General features: G+C 72.7%; 19 protein-coding genes. 9 read left to right on the top strand and 10 right to left on the bottom strand.

Features of this window, described 5'->3' with window-relative positions:
- A complete protein-coding gene (locus O7622_RS08240) occupies window positions 1-540 on the bottom strand; it encodes a TetR/AcrR family transcriptional regulator (RefSeq protein WP_282312676.1) in 540 nt (179 codons plus the stop codon).
- A gap of 84 nt (window positions 541-624) precedes the next feature.
- Here O7622_RS08240 and O7622_RS08235 point away from each other — a divergent pair, with 84 nt between their 5' ends.
- From O7622_RS08235 to O7622_RS08220, 4 genes are all read left to right on the top strand, one after another.
- Window positions 625-1,068, top strand: coding sequence for a DoxX family membrane protein (locus O7622_RS08235; RefSeq protein ID WP_282312674.1), 444 nt, complete (start codon window positions 625-627; stop codon window positions 1,066-1,068).
- Window positions 1,069-1,146: 78 nt separating this feature from the next.
- A complete protein-coding gene (locus O7622_RS08230; protein ID WP_282312673.1) occupies window positions 1,147-1,710 on the top strand; it encodes a MarR family transcriptional regulator in 564 nt (187 codons plus the stop codon).
- A complete protein-coding gene (locus O7622_RS08225; protein WP_282312672.1) occupies window positions 1,704-3,437 on the top strand; it encodes an ABC transporter ATP-binding protein in 1,734 nt (577 codons plus the stop codon). The genes O7622_RS08230 and O7622_RS08225 overlap by 7 nt, the downstream gene beginning before the upstream one ends.
- 107 nt (window positions 3,438-3,544) lie before the next feature.
- On the top strand, window positions 3,545-5,515 hold the full coding sequence (locus O7622_RS08220) for an ABC transporter ATP-binding protein (RefSeq protein ID WP_282314085.1): 1,971 nt from the start codon (window positions 3,545-3,547) through the stop codon (window positions 5,513-5,515).
- A 70-nt stretch (window positions 5,516-5,585) separates the two neighbouring features.
- Here the strand turns inward: O7622_RS08220 and thrS are convergent, their stop codons facing one another.
- Both thrS and O7622_RS08210 read right to left on the bottom strand, forming a co-directional pair.
- Entirely contained in the window at window positions 5,586-6,815 is a 1,230-nt protein-coding gene (gene thrS, locus O7622_RS08215) for a threonine--tRNA ligase (protein ID WP_348774070.1), read from the bottom strand.
- A 204-nt stretch (window positions 6,816-7,019) separates the two neighbouring features.
- Window positions 7,020-7,298, bottom strand: a complete 279-nt coding sequence (locus O7622_RS08210) for an excalibur calcium-binding domain-containing protein (protein ID WP_282312671.1) — start codon at window positions 7,296-7,298, stop codon at window positions 7,020-7,022.
- A 391-nt stretch (window positions 7,299-7,689) separates the two neighbouring features.
- Here O7622_RS08210 and O7622_RS08205 point away from each other — a divergent pair, with 391 nt between their 5' ends.
- Window positions 7,690-8,313, top strand: a complete 624-nt coding sequence (locus O7622_RS08205) for a DedA family protein (RefSeq protein ID WP_282312670.1) — start codon at window positions 7,690-7,692, stop codon at window positions 8,311-8,313.
- Window positions 8,314-8,440: 127 nt separating this feature from the next.
- Window positions 8,441-9,112 (top strand): DUF998 domain-containing protein, encoded by a 672-nt coding sequence (locus O7622_RS08200; protein ID WP_282312669.1) that lies wholly within the window; start codon window positions 8,441-8,443, stop codon window positions 9,110-9,112.
- Window positions 9,113-9,138: 26 nt separating this feature from the next.
- On the opposite strand, the gene O7622_RS08195 is transcribed toward O7622_RS08200, so the two are convergent.
- A complete protein-coding gene (locus tag O7622_RS08195) occupies window positions 9,139-10,542 on the bottom strand; it encodes an NAD(P)H-quinone dehydrogenase (RefSeq protein WP_282312667.1) in 1,404 nt (467 codons plus the stop codon).
- 106 nt (window positions 10,543-10,648) lie between these two features.
- Between O7622_RS08195 and O7622_RS08190 the strand changes: the two genes are divergently transcribed.
- The gene (locus O7622_RS08190; RefSeq protein WP_013284020.1) at window positions 10,649-11,104 is read left to right on the top strand and encodes a gamma-glutamylcyclotransferase; all 456 of its coding nucleotides are present in this window, start codon (window positions 10,649-10,651) and stop codon (window positions 11,102-11,104) included.
- 74 nt (window positions 11,105-11,178) lie between these two features.
- Here O7622_RS08190 and O7622_RS08185 read toward each other — a convergent pair whose 3' ends face one another.
- Genes O7622_RS08185 through O7622_RS08170 form a run of 4 tightly spaced genes read right to left on the bottom strand, consistent with a single transcriptional unit; the run spans window position 11,179 to window position 14,538 of the window.
- Window positions 11,179-12,153 (bottom strand): GNAT family N-acetyltransferase, encoded by a 975-nt coding sequence (locus O7622_RS08185; RefSeq protein ID WP_282312664.1) that lies wholly within the window; start codon window positions 12,151-12,153, stop codon window positions 11,179-11,181.
- A 42-nt stretch (window positions 12,154-12,195) separates the two neighbouring features.
- Complete coding sequence (locus tag O7622_RS08180) at window positions 12,196-12,936, bottom strand: hypothetical protein (protein ID WP_282312663.1); 741 nt, start codon at window positions 12,934-12,936, stop codon at window positions 12,196-12,198.
- A gap of 43 nt (window positions 12,937-12,979) precedes the next feature.
- Window positions 12,980-13,906, bottom strand: coding sequence for a hypothetical protein (locus O7622_RS08175; RefSeq protein ID WP_282312662.1), 927 nt, complete (start codon window positions 13,904-13,906; stop codon window positions 12,980-12,982).
- A gap of 2 nt (window positions 13,907-13,908) precedes the next feature.
- A complete protein-coding gene (locus O7622_RS08170; protein WP_282312661.1) occupies window positions 13,909-14,538 on the bottom strand; it encodes an MBL fold metallo-hydrolase in 630 nt (209 codons plus the stop codon).
- A 124-nt stretch (window positions 14,539-14,662) separates the two neighbouring features.
- On the opposite strand from O7622_RS08170, the gene O7622_RS08165 reads away from it, so the two are divergent.
- Window positions 14,663-15,640, top strand: a complete 978-nt coding sequence (locus tag O7622_RS08165; RefSeq protein ID WP_282312660.1) for a DUF4349 domain-containing protein — start codon at window positions 14,663-14,665, stop codon at window positions 15,638-15,640.
- Here O7622_RS08165 and O7622_RS08160 read toward each other — a convergent pair.
- Together O7622_RS08160 and O7622_RS08155 are read right to left on the bottom strand one after the other, a co-directional pair.
- Entirely contained in the window at window positions 15,597-16,856 is a 1,260-nt protein-coding gene (locus O7622_RS08160) for an amidohydrolase (protein WP_282312659.1), read from the bottom strand. The genes O7622_RS08165 and O7622_RS08160 overlap by 44 nt on opposite strands.
- Window positions 16,857-17,326: 470 nt before the next feature.
- Window positions 17,327-18,910 (bottom strand): methylmalonyl-CoA mutase family protein, encoded by a 1,584-nt coding sequence (locus O7622_RS08155; RefSeq protein WP_282312658.1) that lies wholly within the window; start codon window positions 18,908-18,910, stop codon window positions 17,327-17,329.
- A gap of 200 nt (window positions 18,911-19,110) precedes the next feature.
- Here O7622_RS08155 and O7622_RS08150 point away from each other — a divergent pair, with 200 nt between their 5' ends.
- Window positions 19,111-21,132, top strand: a complete 2,022-nt coding sequence (locus tag O7622_RS08150; protein ID WP_282312657.1) for a serine/threonine-protein kinase — start codon at window positions 19,111-19,113, stop codon at window positions 21,130-21,132.
- The last annotated feature ends 20 nt before the right edge of the window (window positions 21,133-21,152 follow it).

Here is a 21,152-nt window from a genome sequence, read left to right as displayed (position 1 = left end):
TCAGTCGAACAACCGCCTGATCACGGTGCGGGCGGCGACCTCCGGGTCGTCGCCCACCCGTGGTGGCAGCGCGCCGGAGAGCCAGAGTGTGGCGAACCCGTGCACGATCGACCAGGCCGCGAGCGCGTCCGCGTCCGGCTCCCGACCGGTGTGCCGGGCCACCCCGTCGCGCAGCACCTCCCCCGACCGGGCGCGGGCGGCGACCAGCTCCGGATCGTCGGCCCGGTACAGCTCGGGCCGGAACATGACGTCGAAGTGCGCGCGGTGCCGCACCGCGAACCCGACGTAGGCCACGCCGGTGTCGAGCAGGTCGTCCCCGGCCTGCCGCAGCGCGTCGGCCAGCAGGTCGAAGCCCTGCGTGGCGAGCGCGGTGAGCAGCCCGGCCCTGTCGCCGAAGTGGTGCGCGGGCGCGGCGTGCGAGACCCCGGCGCGCCGGGCCAGTTCACGCAGGCTCAGCGCGGCCGGCCCGGACTCGGCGATCGCCTCGGCCGCGGTGCTCAGCAGGACGCGGCGGAGGTCGCCGTGGTGATACGAGGCCATGCCGTCACCCTAACTTGTCATTGACAAGATGACACGCGTCACGCAATCTTGTCATCGACAAGATACTCGTCGGAGGGATCGACAATGGCACCCCTGATCGCACTCCTCGCCGGCACCGCGCTGGCCCGGCTCGCCGGCCTGCTCGGCGTGGACGCCCTGGACGGGTGGCACCCCGCGCTGCGGGCCGGACTGGCGCTGATGTTCGTGCTGACCGGCGTGGCCCACTTCGCGTCCCGCCGGGCCGACCTGATCGCGATGGTCCCGCCGTCGCTGCCCCGGCCCGGCCTGCTGGTCACAGTCACCGGCGTGCTGGAACTCGCCGGCGCGCTCGCCCTGCTGTTCCCGTCCACCGCGCGCCCGGCCGCGGCCGGGCTGGTGCTGCTGATGCTCGCCATGTTCCCGGCGAACGTTTCGGCAGCGCGGCGTCACCTCACGCTCGCCGGCCGCCCGGTGACGCCGCTCGGCGTCCGTACGGTGCTCCAGGTCGTCTTCGTGGCCGCGGCGCTGGCGGTCGCCCTCGGCGGATGAGCCGCCGGCCGGATTCACTCCGGGCCGCCGCCCCCGGGCGCGCGCCCGACCGCGGCTGAGAAGACTCTCAGAAATAGTTTGGGCCCTGATGGTTCGGAAGCTAATCTGACGCTCGTGAACATGGGCCCGCTCGTACGCTTCCCCGACGCGTTGCACCACGCGCCACTCGGCCGGCTGATCTCGATCGCCGGTCACGTCGTCGAGCAGCACTGGGGGCGCTACCTGGCCGAACACCACGGGCTCACGTCCGCCGGCATGCGGGTCCTGATGATCCTCCTCCGCTCCGGCGACGTGAGCCACCGGGAAATGGCCGAGCTGTGCTTCGTCCGGCCCGCCACGCTCACCGGCATCGTGGACACGCTGGAACGCGACGGCTTCGTCAGCCGCCGTCGCGCCCCCGAGGATCGCCGCACGGTCCGGCTCACGCTGACCGACAAGGGCGGCGAGCACGCCCGCGCCATCATCGACATGATCCACAGCGACCGGCCGTTGACGTCGGTCGACGCCGACCCGGCCAACCGGGCGGTGATCCGCGAGTTCCTGATCGAAATCATCACCGGCATGTCCGACGGGGACCTCCGTCGGTTGAACCGGGACAGCGAGTCCGACACCGAGCCGCCAACGGGGAGCCATCCGTGTTGATCCGCCTGCTCCGCACACATCTGCACCCGTACCGACGATGGCTGGCCGCCGTGGTGGCGTTCCAGTTCGTCGGCACCATCGCCTCGCTCTACCTGCCCAGCCTGAACGCCGACATCATCGACCGGGGCGTCGCCGTCGGCGACACCGACCAGATCCTGCGTACGGGCGGGTGGATGCTGCTGGTCAGCCTGCTCCAGATCGCCTGCTCGATCGCCGCCGTCTACTTCGGCGCGAAGACCGCGATGGCGTTCGGCCGCGACGTACGCGGCTCGATCTTCCGCCGCGTCAACAGCTTCTCCGCTCGCGAGGTCGCCCGGTTCGGAGCGCCGTCACTGATCACCCGCAACACCAACGACGTCCAGCAGGTGCAGATGCTGGTGCTGCTGAGCTGCACCATGCTGGTGGCCGCGCCGATCATGAGCGTCGGCGGCGTGGTGATGGCGCTGCGCGAGGACGTCGGACTGTCCTGGCTGATGCTGGTCTGCGTACCGGTGCTCGCAGTCGCGCTGGGCCTGATCATCCGCCGGATGGTGCCGGGCTTCCGGCTCATGCAGACCCGGATCGACACCGTCAACCGGGTGCTGCGCGAGCAGATCACCGGCATCCGGGTGGTCCGGGCGTTCGTCCGTGAGCCGTACGAGACCGACCGGTTCCGGGTCGCGAACACCGACCTGACCACCACCGCGCTGCGGATCGGACGGCTCCAGGCGCTGATCTTCCCGATCGTGATGCTGGTGCTGAACGTCTCCAGCGTCGCGGTGCTCTGGTTCGGCGCGGCACGGGTCGACTCCGGTCAGATCCAGGTCGGCGCGCTCACCGCGTTCCTGCAGTACCTGATGCAGATCCTGATGGCGGTCATGATGGCCACCTTCATGCTGATGATGGTGCCCCGGGCCGCGGTCTGCGCCGAGCGCATCGAGGAGGTGCTGGACACCGACTCGTCGGTGGTCCCGGCGGCCGACCCGGTCACCGAGGTCACCGGCCGCGGCGAGCTGGAACTACGCGGCGCCGGATTCCAGTACCCGGGCGCCAGCGCGCCGGTGCTGCACGACATCTCGTTCCGCGCCGGACCGGGCCGGACCACGGCGATCATCGGTTCCACAGGCGCCGGCAAGACCACGCTGCTCACGCTCGTCCCCCGGCTGGTCGACCCGACCGCCGGCGCGGTCCTGGTGGACGGCGTGAACGTACGGGACCTGGCCCCGGACGAGCTGTGGCGGCGGATCGGGCTGGTGCCCCAGCGGCCGTACCTGTTCACCGGCACCGTCGCCAGCAACCTGCGCTACGGAAACCCGGACGCCACCGACGCGGACCTGTGGGCCGCGCTGGAGATCGCCCAGGCGCGCGACTTCGTCGCCGAGATGCCGGGCGGGCTGGAGGCGCCGATCGCGCAGGGCGGCACCAACGTCTCCGGCGGCCAGCGGCAACGCCTGGCCATCGCCCGCGCGCTCGTCCGCAAGCCGGAGATCTATCTCTTCGACGACTCCTTCTCCGCGCTCGACCTCGGCACTGACGCCCGGCTGCGGGCCGCCCTCAAGCCGGTCACCGCGGACGCGGCGGTGGTGATCGTGGCCCAGCGGGTCTCCACGATCGTCGACGCCGACCAGATCATCGTGCTCGAGGACGGGGGTGTCGTCGGGATGGGACGACATGAGGAACTGCTGGAGAGCTGCCCCACGTACGCCGAGATCGTCGCGTCGCAGCAGACGGCGGAGGTGGCCGCGTGAGCGCGCCGACCGGGGGGAACGGCGGGCCGCCGCCGGTTCCGCAGCAGAAGAACGAGCCGACGCGGCTGCCTCCGGCCGGCCGGCGCCCCGCTGGCGGCCCGCCGCACATGAACATGGGCATGCCGGCCGAGAAGGCGATGACCTTCGGGCCCTCGGCACGCCGGCTGCTGGGGCGGCTGCGGCCGTACCGGCTCCAGCTCACCGGCGTGCTCGCGCTGGCCCTGGCCAGCGTCGGGCTCAGCGTCATCGGACCGAAGGTGCTCGGCCACGCCACCGACATCATCTTCAGCGGGGTGATCGGGCGGCAGCTCCCACCCGGCACCACCACCGAGGCGGCGGCGGAGGCGGCCCGCGCCGAGGGCAACGGCAACTTCGCCGACATGCTGGCCCGGATGGACGTGATCCCGGGGGCCGGCATCGACTTCGACGCGCTGGGCCGGGTGCTGGCGTTCGCTGTCGTGCTCTACGTCGGCGCCAGCATGCTCCAGTGGGCGCAGGGCTGGGTGCTCAACGGGGTGGTGCAGCGCACCGTGCTGACGCTGCGCGCCGACGTGGAGGACAAGCTCAACCGGCTGCCGCTGCCCTACTTCGACAAGCAGCCCCGCGGTGAACTGCTCAGCCGCGTCACCAACGACATCGACAACGTGTCGCAGACGCTCCAGCAGACGCTGAGCCAGTTGCTCACGTCGCTGCTCACCGTCGTCGGCGTACTCGCGATGATGTTCTGGATCTCGCCGTTGCTGGCTGTCGTCGCGCTCGTCGCGGTGCCGCTGTCGGTGGTGGTCACCGGTCAGATCGCCAAGCGGTCGCAGGGCAAGTTCATCGCCCAGTGGAAGCACACCGGCGAGCTGAACGGGCAGATCGAGGAGGCGTACACCGGGCACGAGCTGGTGAAGGTCTTCGGCCGGCAGAAGGAGGTCGAGGCCGCCTTCCACGCCAAGAACGAGGAGCTGTTCCGGGCCGGCTTCGGCGCGCAGTTCGTCTCCGGGCTGATCATGCCGGCGATGTTCTTCATCGGGAACCTCAGCTACGTCGCGATCGCCGTGGTCGGCGGCCTGCGGGTGGCGTCGGGCTCGATGAGCCTCGGTGACGTGCAGGCGTTCATCCAGTACTCGCGGCAGTTCACCCAGCCGCTCACCCAGGTCGCGTCGATGGCCAACCTGCTGCAGTCCGGGGTCGCCTCGGCCGAGCGGGTCTTCGCCGTGCTCGACGCCGACGAGCAGAGCCGCGACCCGGCCGAGCCGGCCCGGATCGCCGACCCGCACGGGCGGGTCGAGTTCGAGCACGTCTCCTTCCGGTACGACCCGGAGAAGCCGCTCATCGACGACCTGTCGCTGGTCGCCGAGCCGGGTCACACGGTCGCCATCGTCGGTCCCACCGGCGCCGGCAAGACCACGCTGGTCAACCTGGTCATGCGGTTCTACGAGCTGGACGCCGGGCGGATCACGCTGGACGGGGTGGACATCTCCACGATGCGCCGCGACGACCTGCGCGGCCGGATCGGCATGGTGCTCCAGGACACCTGGCTGTTCGGCGGGACCATCAGGGACAACATCGCCTACGGCCGGCCGGACGCCACCGAGGAGGAGATCCTCGCCGCCGCCCGGGCGACGTTCGTGGACCGGTTCGTCCGCAGCCTGCCGGACGGCTACGACACGGTGATCGACGAGGAGGGCAGCAACGTCAGCGCCGGGGAGAAGCAGCTCATCACCATCGCTCGGGCGTTCCTGGCAGAGCCGTCGCTGCTGATCCTGGACGAGGCGACCAGCTCGGTGGACACCCGGACCGAGGTGCTGCTCCAGCGCGCCATGGCGGCGCTGCGCTCGGACCGGACGAGCTTCGTCATCGCGCACCGGCTCTCCACCATCCGCGACGCCGACCTGATCCTGATGATGGAGCAGGGCCGGATCGTCGAGCAGGGCACCCACGACCAGCTCGTCGCCGCCGGTGGCGCGTACGCCCGGCTCTACCGGGCGCAGTTCAGCGGCGCGGTGATCTCCGACGAGGTGCCGGCGCCCGCCCCGGCCGGGCCGCCGAGCGGGGTGCGTGCCGGTGCCGGCACGCCGGTCGGGAACTGACGTGGACCCGGCCGCAGGTCCGGCACCGGTCCCCGTCCGGGTGCCTTCCCGGCACCCGGACGGGCCGGGGTCAGCCCGGAAGCAGCCCCGCCGACCGGCTCGCGACCACCGCGCCGATCAGGCCCAGCGCCTCGGCGGCGGGCATCGGGTCGAGCACCCGGCCGTCGCGCAGGCGCAGCGAGACCGAACCGTCGGCCGCCTCCCGAGGGCCGAGAACCCCGGTGTACGGGACGCGGCGGCGGGACGCGTCCCGGATCCGGGCACCAAGCGAACCGGCGTGGTCCACCTCGACCCGCAGCCCGGCCGCCTCGGCCCGGCGGGCCAGCCCGGCGGCCGCGTCGGCCTGCGCCACGTCGACCGGGAGCAGCAGCAACTGGACCGGGGCGTACCAGGCCGGGAACGCGCCCTCGTGCATCTCGATCAGGTACGCGAACAGCCGCTCCATGCTGCCGACGAGGCTGCGGTGCACCATCACCGGCCGTTTCCGGCGGCCGTCCGAGTCGGTGTACGACAGGTCGAACCGCTCCGGCTTGTCGAAGTCGAGCTGGACGGTGGAGATGGTCGACTCCCGGCCGGCCGCGTCCACGATCTGAATGTCGATCTTCGGGCCGTAGAACGCGGCCTCCCCCGGCGCCTCGACGACGTCCACCCCGTCGAGCGCGGCGCGGAGCAGGTCCTCGGCCCGCGCCCAGCCGGCGTCGTCGCCCACGTACCGCTGGTCCGGCCCGCGCAGCGACAACCGCAACCCGGCGGGACGGACGCCGAGCGCGGCGTGCGCCTCGCCGATCAGCCGCAGGATCTCGCGGACCTCGTCGCCGACCTGCTCCAGGGCGCAGAAGTTGTGCGCGTCGTTGAGCGAGATGGCCCGCACCCGGGACAGCCCGCCGAGCACCCCGGAACGCTCCGCCCGGTACATCCCGCCCAGCTCGGCGACCCGCAGCGGCAACTCGCGGTAGGACCGTCCGCGGGCGCGGAACACCAGCGCGTGGTGCGGGCAGAGCGCCGGGCGCAGCACGAACTCGTCGTCGGCGCTCAGCCGCATCGGCGGGAACATGTCGTCGGCGAAGTAGCCCAGGTGCCCGGACAGCTCGAACAGCTCCCGCTTACCGAGCGGCGGCGAGTAGACGTGCCGGTAGCCGGCCCGGCGTTCCAGCTCCCGGACGTACTCCTCGACGGCGTGCCGGGCGGCGGCGCCGGCCGGCAGCCAGATCGGCAGCCCGGCGCCCGCGAGCGGATCGGAGACGAACAGCTCCAGCTCCCGGCCGAGCCTGCGGTGGTCGATCATGTCGCTCTCCTTGATCAGGTACGACCCGGAGGCGAGCAGGCCCGGTACGCCGCGAGGCCCCGGAGCGGATCGCCCCGGGGCCTCGTCGACGGAAACGTCAGTGCGGCGCGCCGGGAACACCCGGCGTCGTGGTCACTACCGCGCTGCGCATGCTCCGACCGTACGGCTGGCGTCACGTGTGCCGCGACCGCTTTTCCGGCCGGCGCCGATCACCTGCTGTCAGCGCTTCTCGCAGGCGACGCCGTCCTTGTCCCGATCGAGGTGGGTGTTCTTCGCGTACACGCTGTTGGACACGGTGAAGTTGGTGACCGGCTTGGTGCTGCCGCGGACCTTGTCCTTCGCGCCCTTCTTGCCGACGCCGTGCTTGTACGTCTTGTTGAGCGCGGTGCAGTTCTTGTATTTCTTCGCCGCCGCCTCCGCCGGTCCGGCGACGGCTACCGCGCCGCCGCCGAATGCCAGGGTCAGGACGAGTACGCCCCGGAGCAGGGTCGAACCCATAGAGGAGCCTCCCGTGAGGGTCTGCTGGTGGAGCCCTGGATCGTATTCGGGGAATGCACTCACGGAAGCGTGCTGTCGCAGTCGCGACAACGGAGGGTGGGTGCGGGTCGCCGGCACGGGACCTGCCGGCGACCCGCGGCGGCCCGGGCATCGGGAACGGGGGACCCGACGGCTCCGGTGCCGCGTCCCGCCAACGGTACGCCGGGATTCGTCGATCCGCCGCCCCGCCCCGGCACGCCGGCCACCCGTCACTCCCGGCCGGGTCGGCTCGTTTCACACCTACGGCCCGCCGGTGTCGGCTGTCACCGCCAGGTGGGGCCGGTGGCGGTGACGCCGGGCACGGCGTCAGGCTCGATCCGGTCGAACGGAGAACTCCGGCGAGGTGGCGGTCGTGGCCGAACTCATCTCTGACGTCGCGTCGCCCATGTGGGCGTACGCGCTGCTGCTGATCCTGCTGATCGCCGACGCCTTCGTCCCGGTGGTGCCGACCCAGCTCGTCATGATCACCAGTGGGGCGCTGACCGTGTACGGCGGACTCAGCCTGCCGCTCACCATCGCGGTCGGCGCTGCCGGCGTGTTCATCGGTGACCTGGCCTGCTACCTCATCGGCCGCAGTACGCCGACCCGCCGCGCGGCGCGCGCCACGCCACCCGGACGGGCACGCCGGGCCGTCACCCGGGTCACCCGTGGACTGCGCGAACCGGGGCCACTGGTGATCCTGCTCTGCCGTTTCGTGCCCGGTGGCCGGATGGCGGCCTGCTTCTCGGCCGGGCGCAGCCGCTACCCGTACCGACTGTTCCTGCCCTACGAGGCGGCGGCGGCTCTCGCCTGGTCCAGCTACGGCACGCTCGTCGGACATCTGGGCGGTACGGCGCTGACCCACTCGGCGTGGCGGCTGCTGCTGATCGGCGGGGTGGCCGCTGCGGGGTTCGCGCTGGCCGGGTGGGCGATGACCTGGATCAGCAGCACCCGGCAGACCCGCGCCGAGGCCACCGCCGACTCCGCCGGCAGCTGACGCGCGGTCCGGAGCGTTGGCCCCCGCCTGACGCGGTTCTCGGGGGTCCGGTAGGGGACGACCCGGGTAGCGAAGTGGGTGGCGGTCCCGGATCCGTCTGGGGCGGTTGCGGCGACAGGCTGGCCGTATGCCTGGAACGCGGAGCAGCGGCCTGTTGGCCCTCGGCGGGATCGTCCTGGCGGCGGTGCTCGCGATGGTCGGTCATCTCGAGGTGAGCGACGACCTGGATCCCTGGTCGCTGACCGTCAGCGACTTCGCCGTCTCCGATCGGGGCGGCGTCATCGACACCGCGATGGCGGTGCTCGCGGCGGCCAGCCTGGTGCTGCTGCCGGCGCTGCGCCGGGCCGGAGCGGGCCGGGTGCCGCTCGCGCTGCTGACCGCCTGGTCGGCCGGGCTGCTGGCCGCCGCCGTGGTGCCCACGAACGAGCCGGGTACGCCCATGGACACCGCCGCGTACGTGCACCGGTACGCCTCGGTGCTGTCGTTCCTGGCGCTGCCGGTGGCCGGCTGGCTGCTGGGCCGTCACCCGGTCGCCGGCGCCGCCGCCTGGCTACGCGGCATGACAGTGGCCAGCCTGGTGCTGGCGGGCGCGATGATCTGGTCCGCCTACCCCGGCGACCGCGCCCTGCTCGGCCTGATCGAGCGCCTGCTCATCCTCACGGAGACAGCCGTCATAACCACCCTGGCCCTGCACGTCACCCTCCGCCGCCCTCGCCCCGGGACCAGCAACGTCGATCATGCAGTTGTGACCCCGCACAGACCGGGCATACCGGTCGGATCGGGGGCCGCAACTCCTTGATCGACGAGCAGAAGAGGGGGTGCGGGTTACTCCAGCTCGTGGAGCATGAGCTGGCGGGCGGCCTCGGTGATGGAGCCGGACAGGCTCGGGTAGATGGTGATGGTGTGGGCCAGCTCGTTGACTGTGAGGTTGTTCTCCACCGCCATCGTGATCGGCAGGATCAGCTCGCTTGCCTTCGGCGCCACCACCACGCCGCCGATCACCTGGCCGCTCGCCGGCCGACAGAACAGCTTGACGAAGCCGTCGGCCAGGTCGTCCATCTTCGCCCGGGCGTTGCCGGACAGCGGCAGCATCACCTGGCGGGCCGGGGTCTTGCCGGCGTCCACCTCGTCCTGGGAGACGCCGACGGTGGCCAGCTCCGGGTCGGTGAAGACGTTCGCCGCGACGGTGCGCAGCCGCAGCGGCCGTACCGCCTCGCCCAGCGCGTGCCACATGGCGATCCGGCCCTGCATGGCCGCGACGCTCGCGAGCGGCAGCACCCCGGTGCAGTCGCCCGCCGCGTAGATGCCCGGCACGTTGGTACGCGAGACCCGGTCGACTGTCACGTAACCGCCCCGGGCCAGCTGCACGCCGTACTCGGCCAGGCCCAGGTCGGCGGTGTTCGGGATCGAGCCGACAGCGATCAGCGCGTGCGAGCCGGCGACCTGGCGGCCGTCGGAGAGCACCACCTCCACCCCGTCGCCGACACGGCGGACCGCCTCGGCGCGGGAGTTGTTCAGGATGCTCATGCCCCGGTTGCGGAACACCCGCTCGATCGCCGACGCGGCGTCGGCGTCCTCGTGCGGCATGACCCGGTCCCGGCTGGACACGAGCGTGACCTTGACGCCCATGGCCAGGTACGCGCTGGCGAACTCGGCACCGGTCACGCCGGAGCCGACCACGATCAGGTGCTCGGGCAGCTCGGGCAGGTCGTACACCTGGCGCCAGGTCAGGATGCGCTCGCCGTCCGGCAGGGCGGTGGGCAACTGGCGGGGGGTCGCGCCGGTCGCGACGAGCACCGTCGACGCGGCGGTCGAGTATTCCGCGCCGCCGTCGGCCGGGGTGACGATCACCCGGTGGGTGTGGCCGAGCGTGTCCTCGCCGAGCCGGGCGGTGCCGGCGACGAACTCGACCCCGGCCTTGACCAGCTTGGTGTGGATGTCGGCGGACTGGGCCAGGGCGAGCCGCTTGACCCGCTCGTGCACCGCCCGCGCGTCGACGGTGACCGCCTCCAGGCCGTCGGAGTGCACCCCGAACTCCTCGGTGTCCCGGTAGCCGGTGACCACCTCGGAGCTGGCGATGAACGTCTTGGAGGGCACGCAGTCGGAGAGCACGCAGGCGCCGCCCGCGCCCTCCGCCTCGACCACTGTGACATCGGCGTCCAACTGCGCGGCGACCAGAGCCGCCTCGTACCCGGCCGGTCCGCCGCCGATGATCACGATCTGGCTCACAGCAATTGCCCCTCGTCTGTGCTCACAGTGACTTTCTTCTCCCCGTCCCGTCCGACACGCACTGTCGTATTCTCCCCCACCCGCCAGCCGGGCTATCGTCGTCGCCGTGCGTCTCTACGCTGCTTACGGCTCGAACCTGGACCCCGCCCGCATGCGCGCCTACTGCCCGCATTCGCCGATGGTGGGCACCGGCTGGCTTGAGGGGTGGCGGCTCACCTTCGCCGGCGAGGACGTCATCGGCTGGGAGGGCTCGGTCAGCACCGTGGTCGAGTCCCCCGGTGACCGGGTGTTCGTGGCGCTCTACGACATCCACCCGTACGACGCCGCGCAGCTCGACGAGATCGAGGGCGTGACCGCCGAGACGTACCGCAGGCTGACCGTCCGCGTCTCGACGCTCGACGGCGACGTGACCGCGTGGGTCTACGTGTTCGACGGGTACGAGGGCGGGCTGCCCACGGCGTGGTACCTCTCGGAGATCGCGAACGCGGCGGAGAAGGCGGGCGCGCCGGACGACTACGTCACCGAGCTGCGGTCCCGCCCCACCGGCACCGCGTCCGCGTAGCGCGTCTCCCACACCGACAGTCTGCGCCGCCTGGCCCTACGGGCGCTCGGCGACCCCGGTACGCGGGTGCCGGGTCACACCCGCGAGGCGGGCACACTCCGCTCGTACATGTCGGTCCAGCGCTCCTCCACCAGCCCGACTGAGCGGTAGAGCGTGACCGGCGCGGTCGGGTTGGCCAGGTCGACGCCCAGCCCGGCCCCGGCGCGGCCCTTCGCCGCGTAGACCGCGAAGGCCCGGCGCAGCAGCGCCGCGCCCACCCCGCGACGCCGGTACGCGGGCAGCACCGACAGCGTCCGCACCCACCCCAGGCCCTGGTCGAGCGCCTGGTCGGAGGACTGGAGCGCACCGGCCGACTCGCCGTCGACCTCGGCCAGGAACCACTCGTCCCAGACCTTGCCGTACGACGGCAGCAGCTCCCGCCACTGCGCGAAGCCGAGCGGGTCGTGGTCCGGGGTGTCCCGGAACGCGGTGTCGTAGATCCGGTGGAACAGCCGCAGGTCGCTCTCGTCGTCGGCGCGCAGCGGCCGCACCGTCACCCCGGGCGGGGGCGCCGGCTCGGCGGGCAGGTCGGCGAACGAGAGACTCATCCGGATGTAGCGCTTGATCCGGGTGAACCCGGCCTCGGTCAGCTCACCGGCCCAGCGGGTCTCCGGCGCGTACACCCCGGTGCGCGCGGTCAGCGCGGGCAGGCCGCGCTCGGCGGCCCGTTCGGCGACCCGTTCGGCGACCCGTTCCAGCAGCCGGGCCAGCAGCGGCGCGCGCAGGTCGGCGCCGCGGTCGGGATCGACGAGGACGTCCACCCACTCCCGGCCCACCCCGCTCGGGTTGTCCAGGATCGACCAGGCCACCGCCGTGCCGTCCGGGTCGGTGACCAGCCACGAGTCCCGGGCCGGGTCGACGAACGGCGCGGTCAGCGCGGACCGCACGTCCTCTTCGTCGAAGTCCGGGTAGCCCACGGCGAACGTGTCGGCGGCGTGTACCACCGCCAGGATGGCGGGCACGTCGTCGAGGGTCGGGCGGCGGGCCGACCAGCCGGCGGGAAGCGTCACGGCCCAGATCGTGGCAGCCGGACCGGCCGCGTCGCCTCCCATTTATCCGCCGCGGGCGCGCTGCCGCGCGGCGCCGAGCAGACCCAGCAGCTCAGCGCCCTCGGCGGTGCTCAACGCCCGGAACGCCGCCGACGCCAGCCGGTCGGTCACCGCCTCGGCCCACAGCCGGCGCCGCACCAGCGGCCCGACCGGCGGGTACGGGGGCACCCAGCCGCACGCGGCCGCTCCGGCCTCGCCCTCCGGGCCGGCCAGCACCGCCTCCAGCGACGTCAGCCCGGAGGCGCGCACCGCCAGCAGGTACGCCCCGGCGAAATGCTCGCGCAGCAGCAGCATGCCGACAGCCGCCCGCGCACCCGGGGACGGATCGGGCACGGGCATGGCCCGCCAGGCGGCGAACAGTGGCATGCCGCTGCCGTCCGCCGCGTCGACCGCCCGGCCCAGCAGCGCGGCGAGCCGCGACGACTCGGCGCCGTCGCCCAGCCGGGCGTTGCCCCACCGGCAGCACTCGGCCAGGTTGGCGGCGGCCACCTCCAGCGGCGGGACGGTCCGCGCGGCGGCGTCCCAGCCGTCGGTGACCGCCTCCGGCGCGATGAAGCCGAGCGCCGCGGCCACCGTCTCGGCGCGGACGTCGCCGAGCGCACCGGCCCGCCCGGTGATGTAGAAGGCCCATCCGGAGATGCCGAGCAGCCGCGCCCGGCGCAGCGTGGACGGGCAGCGGGCGAACGCCTCCCCGAGTTCGAGCACCAGCGGTTTGGAGGCGGCGGCGAGCTGTTCCGGAGTCATCGGCCGCCCGTCACCGTCACTCCACCGAAGCCATTCATCACGCTCAGTCTGCCGCGTGATCACCGGTGTCGGCATCCTCCTCTTCGGCGTCCAGCGCCTCCAACACGGCCTCCACCTCGCCGGCCCGGCGCCGGGCCGCTGTGACCGCCCGTTCCGCGCCCCGGCGGGCCAGCCGAGACCGGCTCAGCTCCTGCTCGGCGACGGCCCGCCGACGCTCCAGCTCGGCCAGCTCGGTCTCGATCCGGTCCAGCGTCACGGCCCCGTCCCGCTCGGCCTCGTCGGCCGTCGCCAGCTCCTTCTCGGCCCGGTCCAGGTCCGCCCGGGCCCGGGTCAGCTCCCGGGTCGCGGTCCGCCGCCGCCCGGTCCGTTCGGCCCGCGCCGCCCGCTCGTCGCGGGCCCGGCGCGCGTCGGCCCGCTCGGCCGCCCGATCCGGTACGACAGGCGCCTCCTCGCCCCCTGTCACGAGCCGGAGCTGGGGGCGGGGCACCTCGCCGAACCCGGCGTAGTGGCTGGCCCGCAGCAGGCGTCCGGCGCGTACCTGCTCGGCCACCTCGGCGTCCGACAGCGCGGCGTTGAGTGTCGCCTCGACCTCGCCCAGCGGCAGCTTCCCGGCCGGGGGCGCGGCGGGCTCGGCGGCTGCGAGCCGGCGTACCTCCGCCACCAGCGCGCCCACGACGGCGCGGCGCTGCGCGGACAGTTCCCGCAGCGTGCCGCCGCGCAGGTCGCGCTGCGCGGCGCGCAGCGACTCGGCCAGCTGGGTGAGGTCGGCGACCAGCTCGGGACGGCGGATCGCCAGCAGGTTGACCAGCCAGGCCGCCACTGTGGGCCGGCGCAGCTTGCCGATCTCCCGGGCGGTACGCGGGTCACCGGACCGCCGCGCCTGCGCGACGGCGGCGTCCCGGGCCGCGACGAACCGGTCCGGCGGCGTGGCGTAGAGCTGCCGGATCACCTCCGCGGGTACCTCGGCCATGCTCAGGCGTCGATCCGGGTGCCCGGCTCCAGACGGCGGTAGTCGGTGTTGGACATCGCCGTGTACTGCCGGTCCAGCACACCGAAGCCGTTGTCGTTGAGCAGCCCGTCGTGCAGCGCGTACGCCCGGCGCGGCGCGACCGCGCGGATGAAGTCGACCACCTCGGAGAACTTCGACCAGGGCGCGTGGATCGGGGCGAACAGCGTGTCCACCTGCACGTCGTCGGGCACGAACAACGCGTCGCCCGGGTGGTACACCACGTCGGCGAAGAGGTAGCCGATGTTCTGGATCACCGGGATGTCCGGGTGGATGACCGCGTGCTGCCCGCCGTACGCCCGCACCGGCACCCCGGCGACTGTGAACGACTGTCCGGGCTCGACCGTCACCAGCGCCCCGGCGGCGTCGCCGAGCACCCCGGCGAGCGAGGCGGGACCGTGCACCGGCACCGGCCGCCGTTCCAGCGCGCGGGTCAGCGCGGCGACGTCCACATGGTCCGGGTGTTCGTGGGTGATCAGCACCGCGTCCGCGCCGTCCAGCGCCGCCGGATCGCTGAAGACACCCGGGTCGACGACGAGCACCGCACCGTCGTGCTCCAGCCGGAGACAGGAGTGGGCGTATTTGGTCACCTGCATCGTGACTCCTCGATTATCGAATCGTGATGTCCTCAGCGCAGTCTGCCGGAACCGGCGCGACCACGCGCCACGTCCGAGGTATCGGTCCCGGCGGGCGGGGCCGTAGACGATCGGAGTACGGGGTATGGGCGGACGACGATTCCGGGGCGTGGCCCTGGTGGCTGTGGGTCTGATAGCGGCGCTGGGTGTGGGCGCCTGCGGCGCGGGCGGGGACTCCGGCAGCGACTCGGCCGCGCCGGCGGCCGACGGAGGCGCGGTGCGCGACCAGGCCGCCGAGCGCGGTGCGGACAGCGATCAGGCGGCTCCGGGCGGCACCGGTGGCGCGGACCTGCGGGTCGATCAGCGGTCCATCATCTACACCGGAACCATGCAGGTCCGGGTGGACGATGTGGAGGCCGCCGCGCGGGAGGCGACCACGGCGGTGACCGCGGCCGGCGGATTCGTCGGCGCGGACCGGCGGTCGAGCCGGGCCGCCGAGGCGCGGGCGGCGCTGACGCTGCGCGTGCCGGCCGACCGGTTCGCCGCGGTGATCGACCGGCTCGCCGGTCTCGGCCGGCAGGAGCGCCGGGAGATCCGCACCGAGGACGTCACCGAGCAGGTGGTCGACCTGGACGCCCGGATCGCGACCCAGCGGGCGCGGGTGGAGAGTTCCCGCAAGCTGCTCGCCCGGGCCACCTCGGTGGACGAGCTGGTCCGGCTGGAGAACGAGGTGGGCACCCGGCAGGCGGATCTGGCCGCGCTGGAGGCCCGCAAGCGCCGGCTGGCGGACCTGACCGCGCTGTCCACCATCACCGTGACGTTCCTCGGTCAGGACGCCAGCACCGCCGAGGAGGAGGCCGACCTCGGCTTCCTGACCGGGCTGGGCGGCGGCTGGACGGCGTTCCTGGCCTCGGCCCGGGTCCTGCTCACAGTGCTCGGCGCGGTGCTGCCGTTCGCGGTCGTGATCGGCGTACCGCTGTGGTTGCTGCTCCTGTGGCGGCGCCGGGTGCGGGCCCGGCGGACGCCGCCCGGTCCGAGCCCGGCGGCGCCGATGCCGCCGGGGCCGCTCGGCGGTCCGGTCAGCGCGCCGCCGCCAGTGCCCGCAGCGCGGTCTGGACCATGAGGCGTACGCCGGCCTCGATGGCGCGCTCGTCCACGTCGAACGAGGCCCGGTGCAGGTCCACGTTGGGCCCGCTGCGGCCGACGCCGAGGCGGGCGAGCGCGCCCGGCACGTGCTCCAGATACCAGGAGAAGTCCTCGCCGCCCATGCTCTGCGGGGTCTCGGCGATCCCGTCGGGGCCGAGCGCCGCGGCGGTGGCCGCGGTGAGGACGCCGATGGCCCGGGCGTCGTTCGTCACCGGGGGCCGGCCGCGCAGGTATTCCAGGTCGACTGTGGCACCGGTGGGCGCGAGCACGTCCCGCACCACCTGAGCGACGATCTTGGGCGCCTGGTCCCAGGTGTCGCGGTCCATCACGCGTAGCGTGCCGGCCGCGCACGCCTCGGACGGGATGACGTTGTAACGGGTGCCGGCCGAGGCGTGGCCGAACACCAGCAGCAGCCCGCTGTTGGCCGGCACCCGGCGGCTGATCAGCGTCGGTACCTCGGTGACCAGCCGGCCGAGCGCGTCCACCAGGTCGACGGTCAGGTGCGGGCGGGCGGTGTGCCCGCCCGGCCCGGTGAGCCGGACGGTGACGTTGTCGGCGGCGGCGGTGATCGGTCCGACCCGCAGGCCGACCTTGCCCACCGGCAGGTTCGGGTCGCAGTGCAGCGCGAAGATCTGCACCACGTCGTCCAGGCCACCGGCCTCGATGACCTCCAGCGAGCCGCAGGGCAGGATCTCCTCGGCCGGCTGGAAGATCAGCCGGACCCGGCCGTCCAGGCGGCCCGTGTCGGCGAGCTGGGCCAGCAGCATGCCGACGCCGAGCATCACCGACGTGTGCACGTCGTGGCCGCAGGCGTGGCAGACGCCCTCCACTGTCGAGCGGTACGGCACGTCCTTCGGGTCGCTCAGCGGCAGCGCGTCGATGTCGGCGCGGAGCGCGATCACCGGCCCGTCCGGGCGTCCGTCGATGTCGCAGATGACGCCGTTGCCCTTGGGCAGCAGGCGCGGCTTGAGACCGGCGAGGGACAGCTCACGGTGCACCAGCCCGGCCGTCTCGAACTCCTCGCCGGACAACTCCGGGTGGGAGTGGATGTGACGGCGCGTTTCGATGAGGCCGGGAACGCGCAGCGCGAGCAGATGGTCGAGCTCGAAGGGCAGGGGCTGGTAACCGGTCGGCGCCTCGGGCCGGGACGACGACAGCAGGCCGCCGGAAGGCAGCGTCAACGCACTCGTCACGTCGAATTCTCGATCACTAGAAGTGGATGGATCTTCGGGTCGGACAGCAGACAGCCTAGACCTCCGGCGGTGACGCTGCGCAACATCTTTCGCGTAGCGGTCGGACCGCGCAGCGTCACGAATGCCCTGGTGAGAGGGCTCGAATATCTGCGGGACAGCAGGTAGATCGCGGTCGAACGCCGTCATCCGCCTCCCACCTCCTACAACGCGTAACCGTTTCATCGGTCACAAATAACAACCCGTCGTTCCGAATTGTCGCATTAGTCGCGGCAATTAACTGCCGCTCCGACAATTGCACGACAACTGTCGGCTGCCGGAAGACTCCCGACGGTGACACGAGCGCCCGATCGCCGACCGCACAGGCTGTCCGTCCCGTTCACCCGATCCGGTTACCCGAATCGCCGAATCGCACACGCGAAAACGGCCCCGCCGGGCACTCGGGGTGCGCGGCGGGGCCGTCGTCGGACGACTCAGAACCGGTCGCTGGGCCGGTAGATCCCCCACACCTCGCGCAGCGTCCCGCAGACCTCGCCGACCGTGGCGCGGGCGCGCAGCGCCTCCTTCATCGGGTAGAGCACGTTGGTGTCCCCCTCGGCGGCGGCACGCAGCTCGGCCAGGGCCCGCTCCACCGCGCCCGAGTCCCGCTCGGCCCGCAGCCGGGCCAGCCGCTCTCCCTGTGCCGCCTCGATCGACGGGTCGACCCGCAGCGGCTCGTACGGCTCCTCCTCGTCGATCTGGAACCGGTTGAGCCCGACCACCACCCGCTCACCCGAGTCGATCTCCTGGGCGATCCGGTACGCGGACTGCTCGATCTCCCGCTTCTGGAACCCGGCCTCGATCGCGTCCACCGCCGAACCGTGGTCGAAGACCCGGTCCATCAGCCCGGTGGCGGCCGTCTCCACCTCGGCGGTCATCGCCTCCACCACGTACGACCCGGCGAACGGGTCGACGGTGGCGGTCAGGTCCGTCTCGTACGCCAGCACCTGCTGGGTCCGCAGCGCCAGCCGGGCCGCCTTCTCCGTGGGCAGCGCGATGGCCTCGTCGAAGCTGTTCGTGTGCAGCGACTGGGTGCCGCCGAGCACGGCACCGAGGCCCTGCACCGCCACCCGGACCAGGTTCACCTCCGGCTGCTGGGCGGTGAGCTGGACGCCGGCGGTCTGGGTGTGGAACCGCAGCATCATCGACTTCGGGTTCTTCGCGCCGAACTCGTCGCGCATCAGCCGGGCCCAGATCCGCCGGGCCGCCCGGAACTTCGCGACCTCCTCCAGCAGCGTGGTGCGGGTCACGAAGAAGAACGACAGCCGGGGCGCGAAGTCGTCGACGGCCAGCCCGGCGGCGAGCGCCGCGCGGACGTACTCCACGCCGTTCGCCAGCGTGAACGCGACCTCCTGCGCGGGCGACGCGCCGGCCTCGGCCATGTGGTAGCCGGAGATGGAGATGGTGTTCCACTTCGGCACCTCGGCCCGGCAGTAGGCAAAGGTGTCGGCGACCAGCCGCAGCGAGGGCTTCGGCGGGAAGATGTACGTCCCCCGGGCGATGTACTCCTTGAGGATGTCGTTCTGGATGGTGCCGTTGAGCGCCGCTCCCGGCACGCCGCTCTCCTCGGCCACGAGCTGGTAGAGCAGCAGCAGCACCGAGCCGGGCGCGTTGATGGTCATCGAGGTGGAGACCTTGTCCAGCGGGATGCCGCCGAACAGCGTGCGCATGTCCTCGATGGAGTCGACGGCTACGCCGACCTTGCCGACCTCGCCGTGCGCGATCGGGTCGTCCGAGTCGTACCCCATCTGGGTGGGCAGGTCGAACGCGACCGACAGGCCCATGGTGCCGGCACGCAGCAGCTGGTGGTAGCGCGCGTTGCTCTCGGTCGCGGTGCCGAACCCGGCGTACTGTCGCATGGTCCAGGGCCGGGACGTGTACATCGTCGGGTAGACCCCGCGGGTGTACGGGAACTCGCCCGGCTCGCCCAGCCGTGCGTCCAGGTCCGCCGGAACGTCTGCCGCCGTGTAGACGCCCCGGATCGGGAACCCCGACTCGCTTGACCGCGCATCGCTCATTACCGGATGGTAGGACGCACTGACCGCCTGGTGGGTGAGGGATACGGCACACCTCGCGGCGACCCACCGGAGGTGAGCAGCCGACCACATACCGTCGAGTAGGTAAACGCCCGCCGCGTCGGGTTTCGCATCGGGCGTCGGAACCAGCAAGATAGAGGGGTTGTGTCCCAGCCCCCTCGATATCCCCCGGTGGCTTTTCTGTGACTCAGATTCCGACGTGGAGCGGCGGACCGGCCAGTCCCCCCACTGGACGCGCGGCGCCCGGCACCACCATCGGTGGTCGCTACTCGCTGCGCTCCCCCGTGGGCAACGGAGGCATGGGCACGGTCTGGCGGGCCACAGACACGTTGCTGCGCCGTGATGTGGCGGTCAAGGAGGTCGTCCTCCCGCCGGGGCTCGCCCCGAGCGACCGCGACGCGCTCTACGAACGGACGCTGCGGGAGGCCCGTGCCGCCGCCGCGATCCAGCACCCGGCAGTGGTGCAGGTCTACGACGTGGTCACCGAGGGTGGCCGCCCGTGGATCGTGATGGAACTGCTGGACGCCCGCAGCCTGGCCGACATGGTGATCGAGGACGGGCCGGTCGCACCACGCGCCGTCGCCAAGATCGGGATCGCCCTGCTCGGCGCGCTGGAGGTGGCGCACGCGATCGGCGTGCTGCACCGCGACGTCAAGCCGGCCAACGTGCTGATCTGCACCGACGGCCGCTGCGTGCTCACCGACTTCGGCGTCGCCCGGATGCCCACCGACGTGCAGCTCACCACGCCCGGCATGGTGCTCGGCTCGCCGCACTTCATCTCGCCCGAGCGGGCCATGGGCCAGGAGTTCGGGCCGCCGAGCGACCTGTTCTCGCTCGGCGTGACGCTCTACACGGCGGTCGAGGGCCGGCCCCCGTTCGACAAGGGCGACCCGATCGAGACCATGCACGCCGTGGTCGAGGACCCGCCCGCCACGCCGCAGCGCAGCGGCCCGCTGACCGGCGTGCTGATGGGGCTGCTGGAGAAGGACCCGGCCCGCCGGATGGACGTGCACCGGGCCCGGGCCAACCTGCGCGAGCTGCTCGCCGGGCCGCTGACCAGCACCTCCACAGCCGTCAACTCGGTCACCGACCCGTACGCGGTGGTGCCGGTGCCCCGCCCGACCACGCCGCCGGCGATCGCGGCGGAGCCGAAGCCGAGCGGGCAGATCGGCGGCCGGGCGATGATCGGCCCGGACGAGTCGCTCACCGACCGGCTCGCCGCGCTGCGCCGCGGGGAGCGGGCCGCCGGCGAGAAGCCCGCGGCGGGTGCCGCCGCGCTCGACGAGACCAGCGCCGACGCGCTGGCCGGCCCGCTGCACACCCCGACCGGCGCGATGTCCGGGACCGGCCCGCCGGAGACCACCCAGCGCATCTCGCCGGACGCCACGGTGCGGCTCGGCCAGGGCGCCGCCGCGGACGCGACCCAGGCGGTGCCGACCGCCTACGGCCGCACCGTCGACGCCACCCAGCCGGTGTACGGCGGCGGCAACCAGTGGTCGGTGCCCGGCACCGGCCAGCCCTGGACCACAGCGGCCACCTCGCCACCGGCCGCCGGTGGTGGCGGCGCGGCCGGCGGCGCCAAGGGCCTGCTCGGGCGCGTGAAGGCGTGGCCGCGCAAGGTCCAGCTCGCCGCCGCCGGTGGCCTCGCCGTGGTGCTGCTGGTGAGCGTGATCGCGCTGACCAGCGGCGGCGACGACGCTCCCCCGCCGATCGTGGGCGCGCTGCCGTCGAACTCGGCCGCCGCCTCGCCGGTGGAGATGCAGGAACAGACCGTCAAGGGCGTGACCATCCAGGTGCCGAAGGGCTGGCAGCGGCAGACCGGCGGCCTCTACGTCGACTACGTCGACCCGGAGGACGAGGGCCGCAAGGTGCGGGTCATCGCCGAAGCGTGGGGCGGCACCTCGATCAGCTGGGCCGAGTTCGCCTCGCGGAACCTGAAGAAGAACAGCGCCAAGAGCAAGACCTGCCCCGCCCCCTACACCGAGGTGTCGATCTCCGAACAGCCGCTGGCCGGGCAGACCGCCGGCCAGCTCGAATACACCTGCGGCGAGGGCGAGTCCATGCGCCACGGCATCTGGCGGGGCATGGTCAAGGACGGCAAGGTCTACTCGTTCTACCTCTCCTCGACCGACGCGCGGTTCGCCGAGAGCAAGCCGATCTTCGACGCGATGGCCGGCTCGTTCCAGCTCACGGCGGCCAACTGAGTCGAGGCCGACGGCCGGTG

The organism is Micromonospora sp. WMMD1076 (assembly GCF_029581475.1).
GTDB lineage: Bacteria > Actinomycetota > Actinomycetes > Mycobacteriales > Micromonosporaceae > Micromonospora > Micromonospora aurantiaca.
Note: the sequence above shows the minus strand (reverse complement) of the source record. Positions and strands in the feature narration are given on the sequence as shown.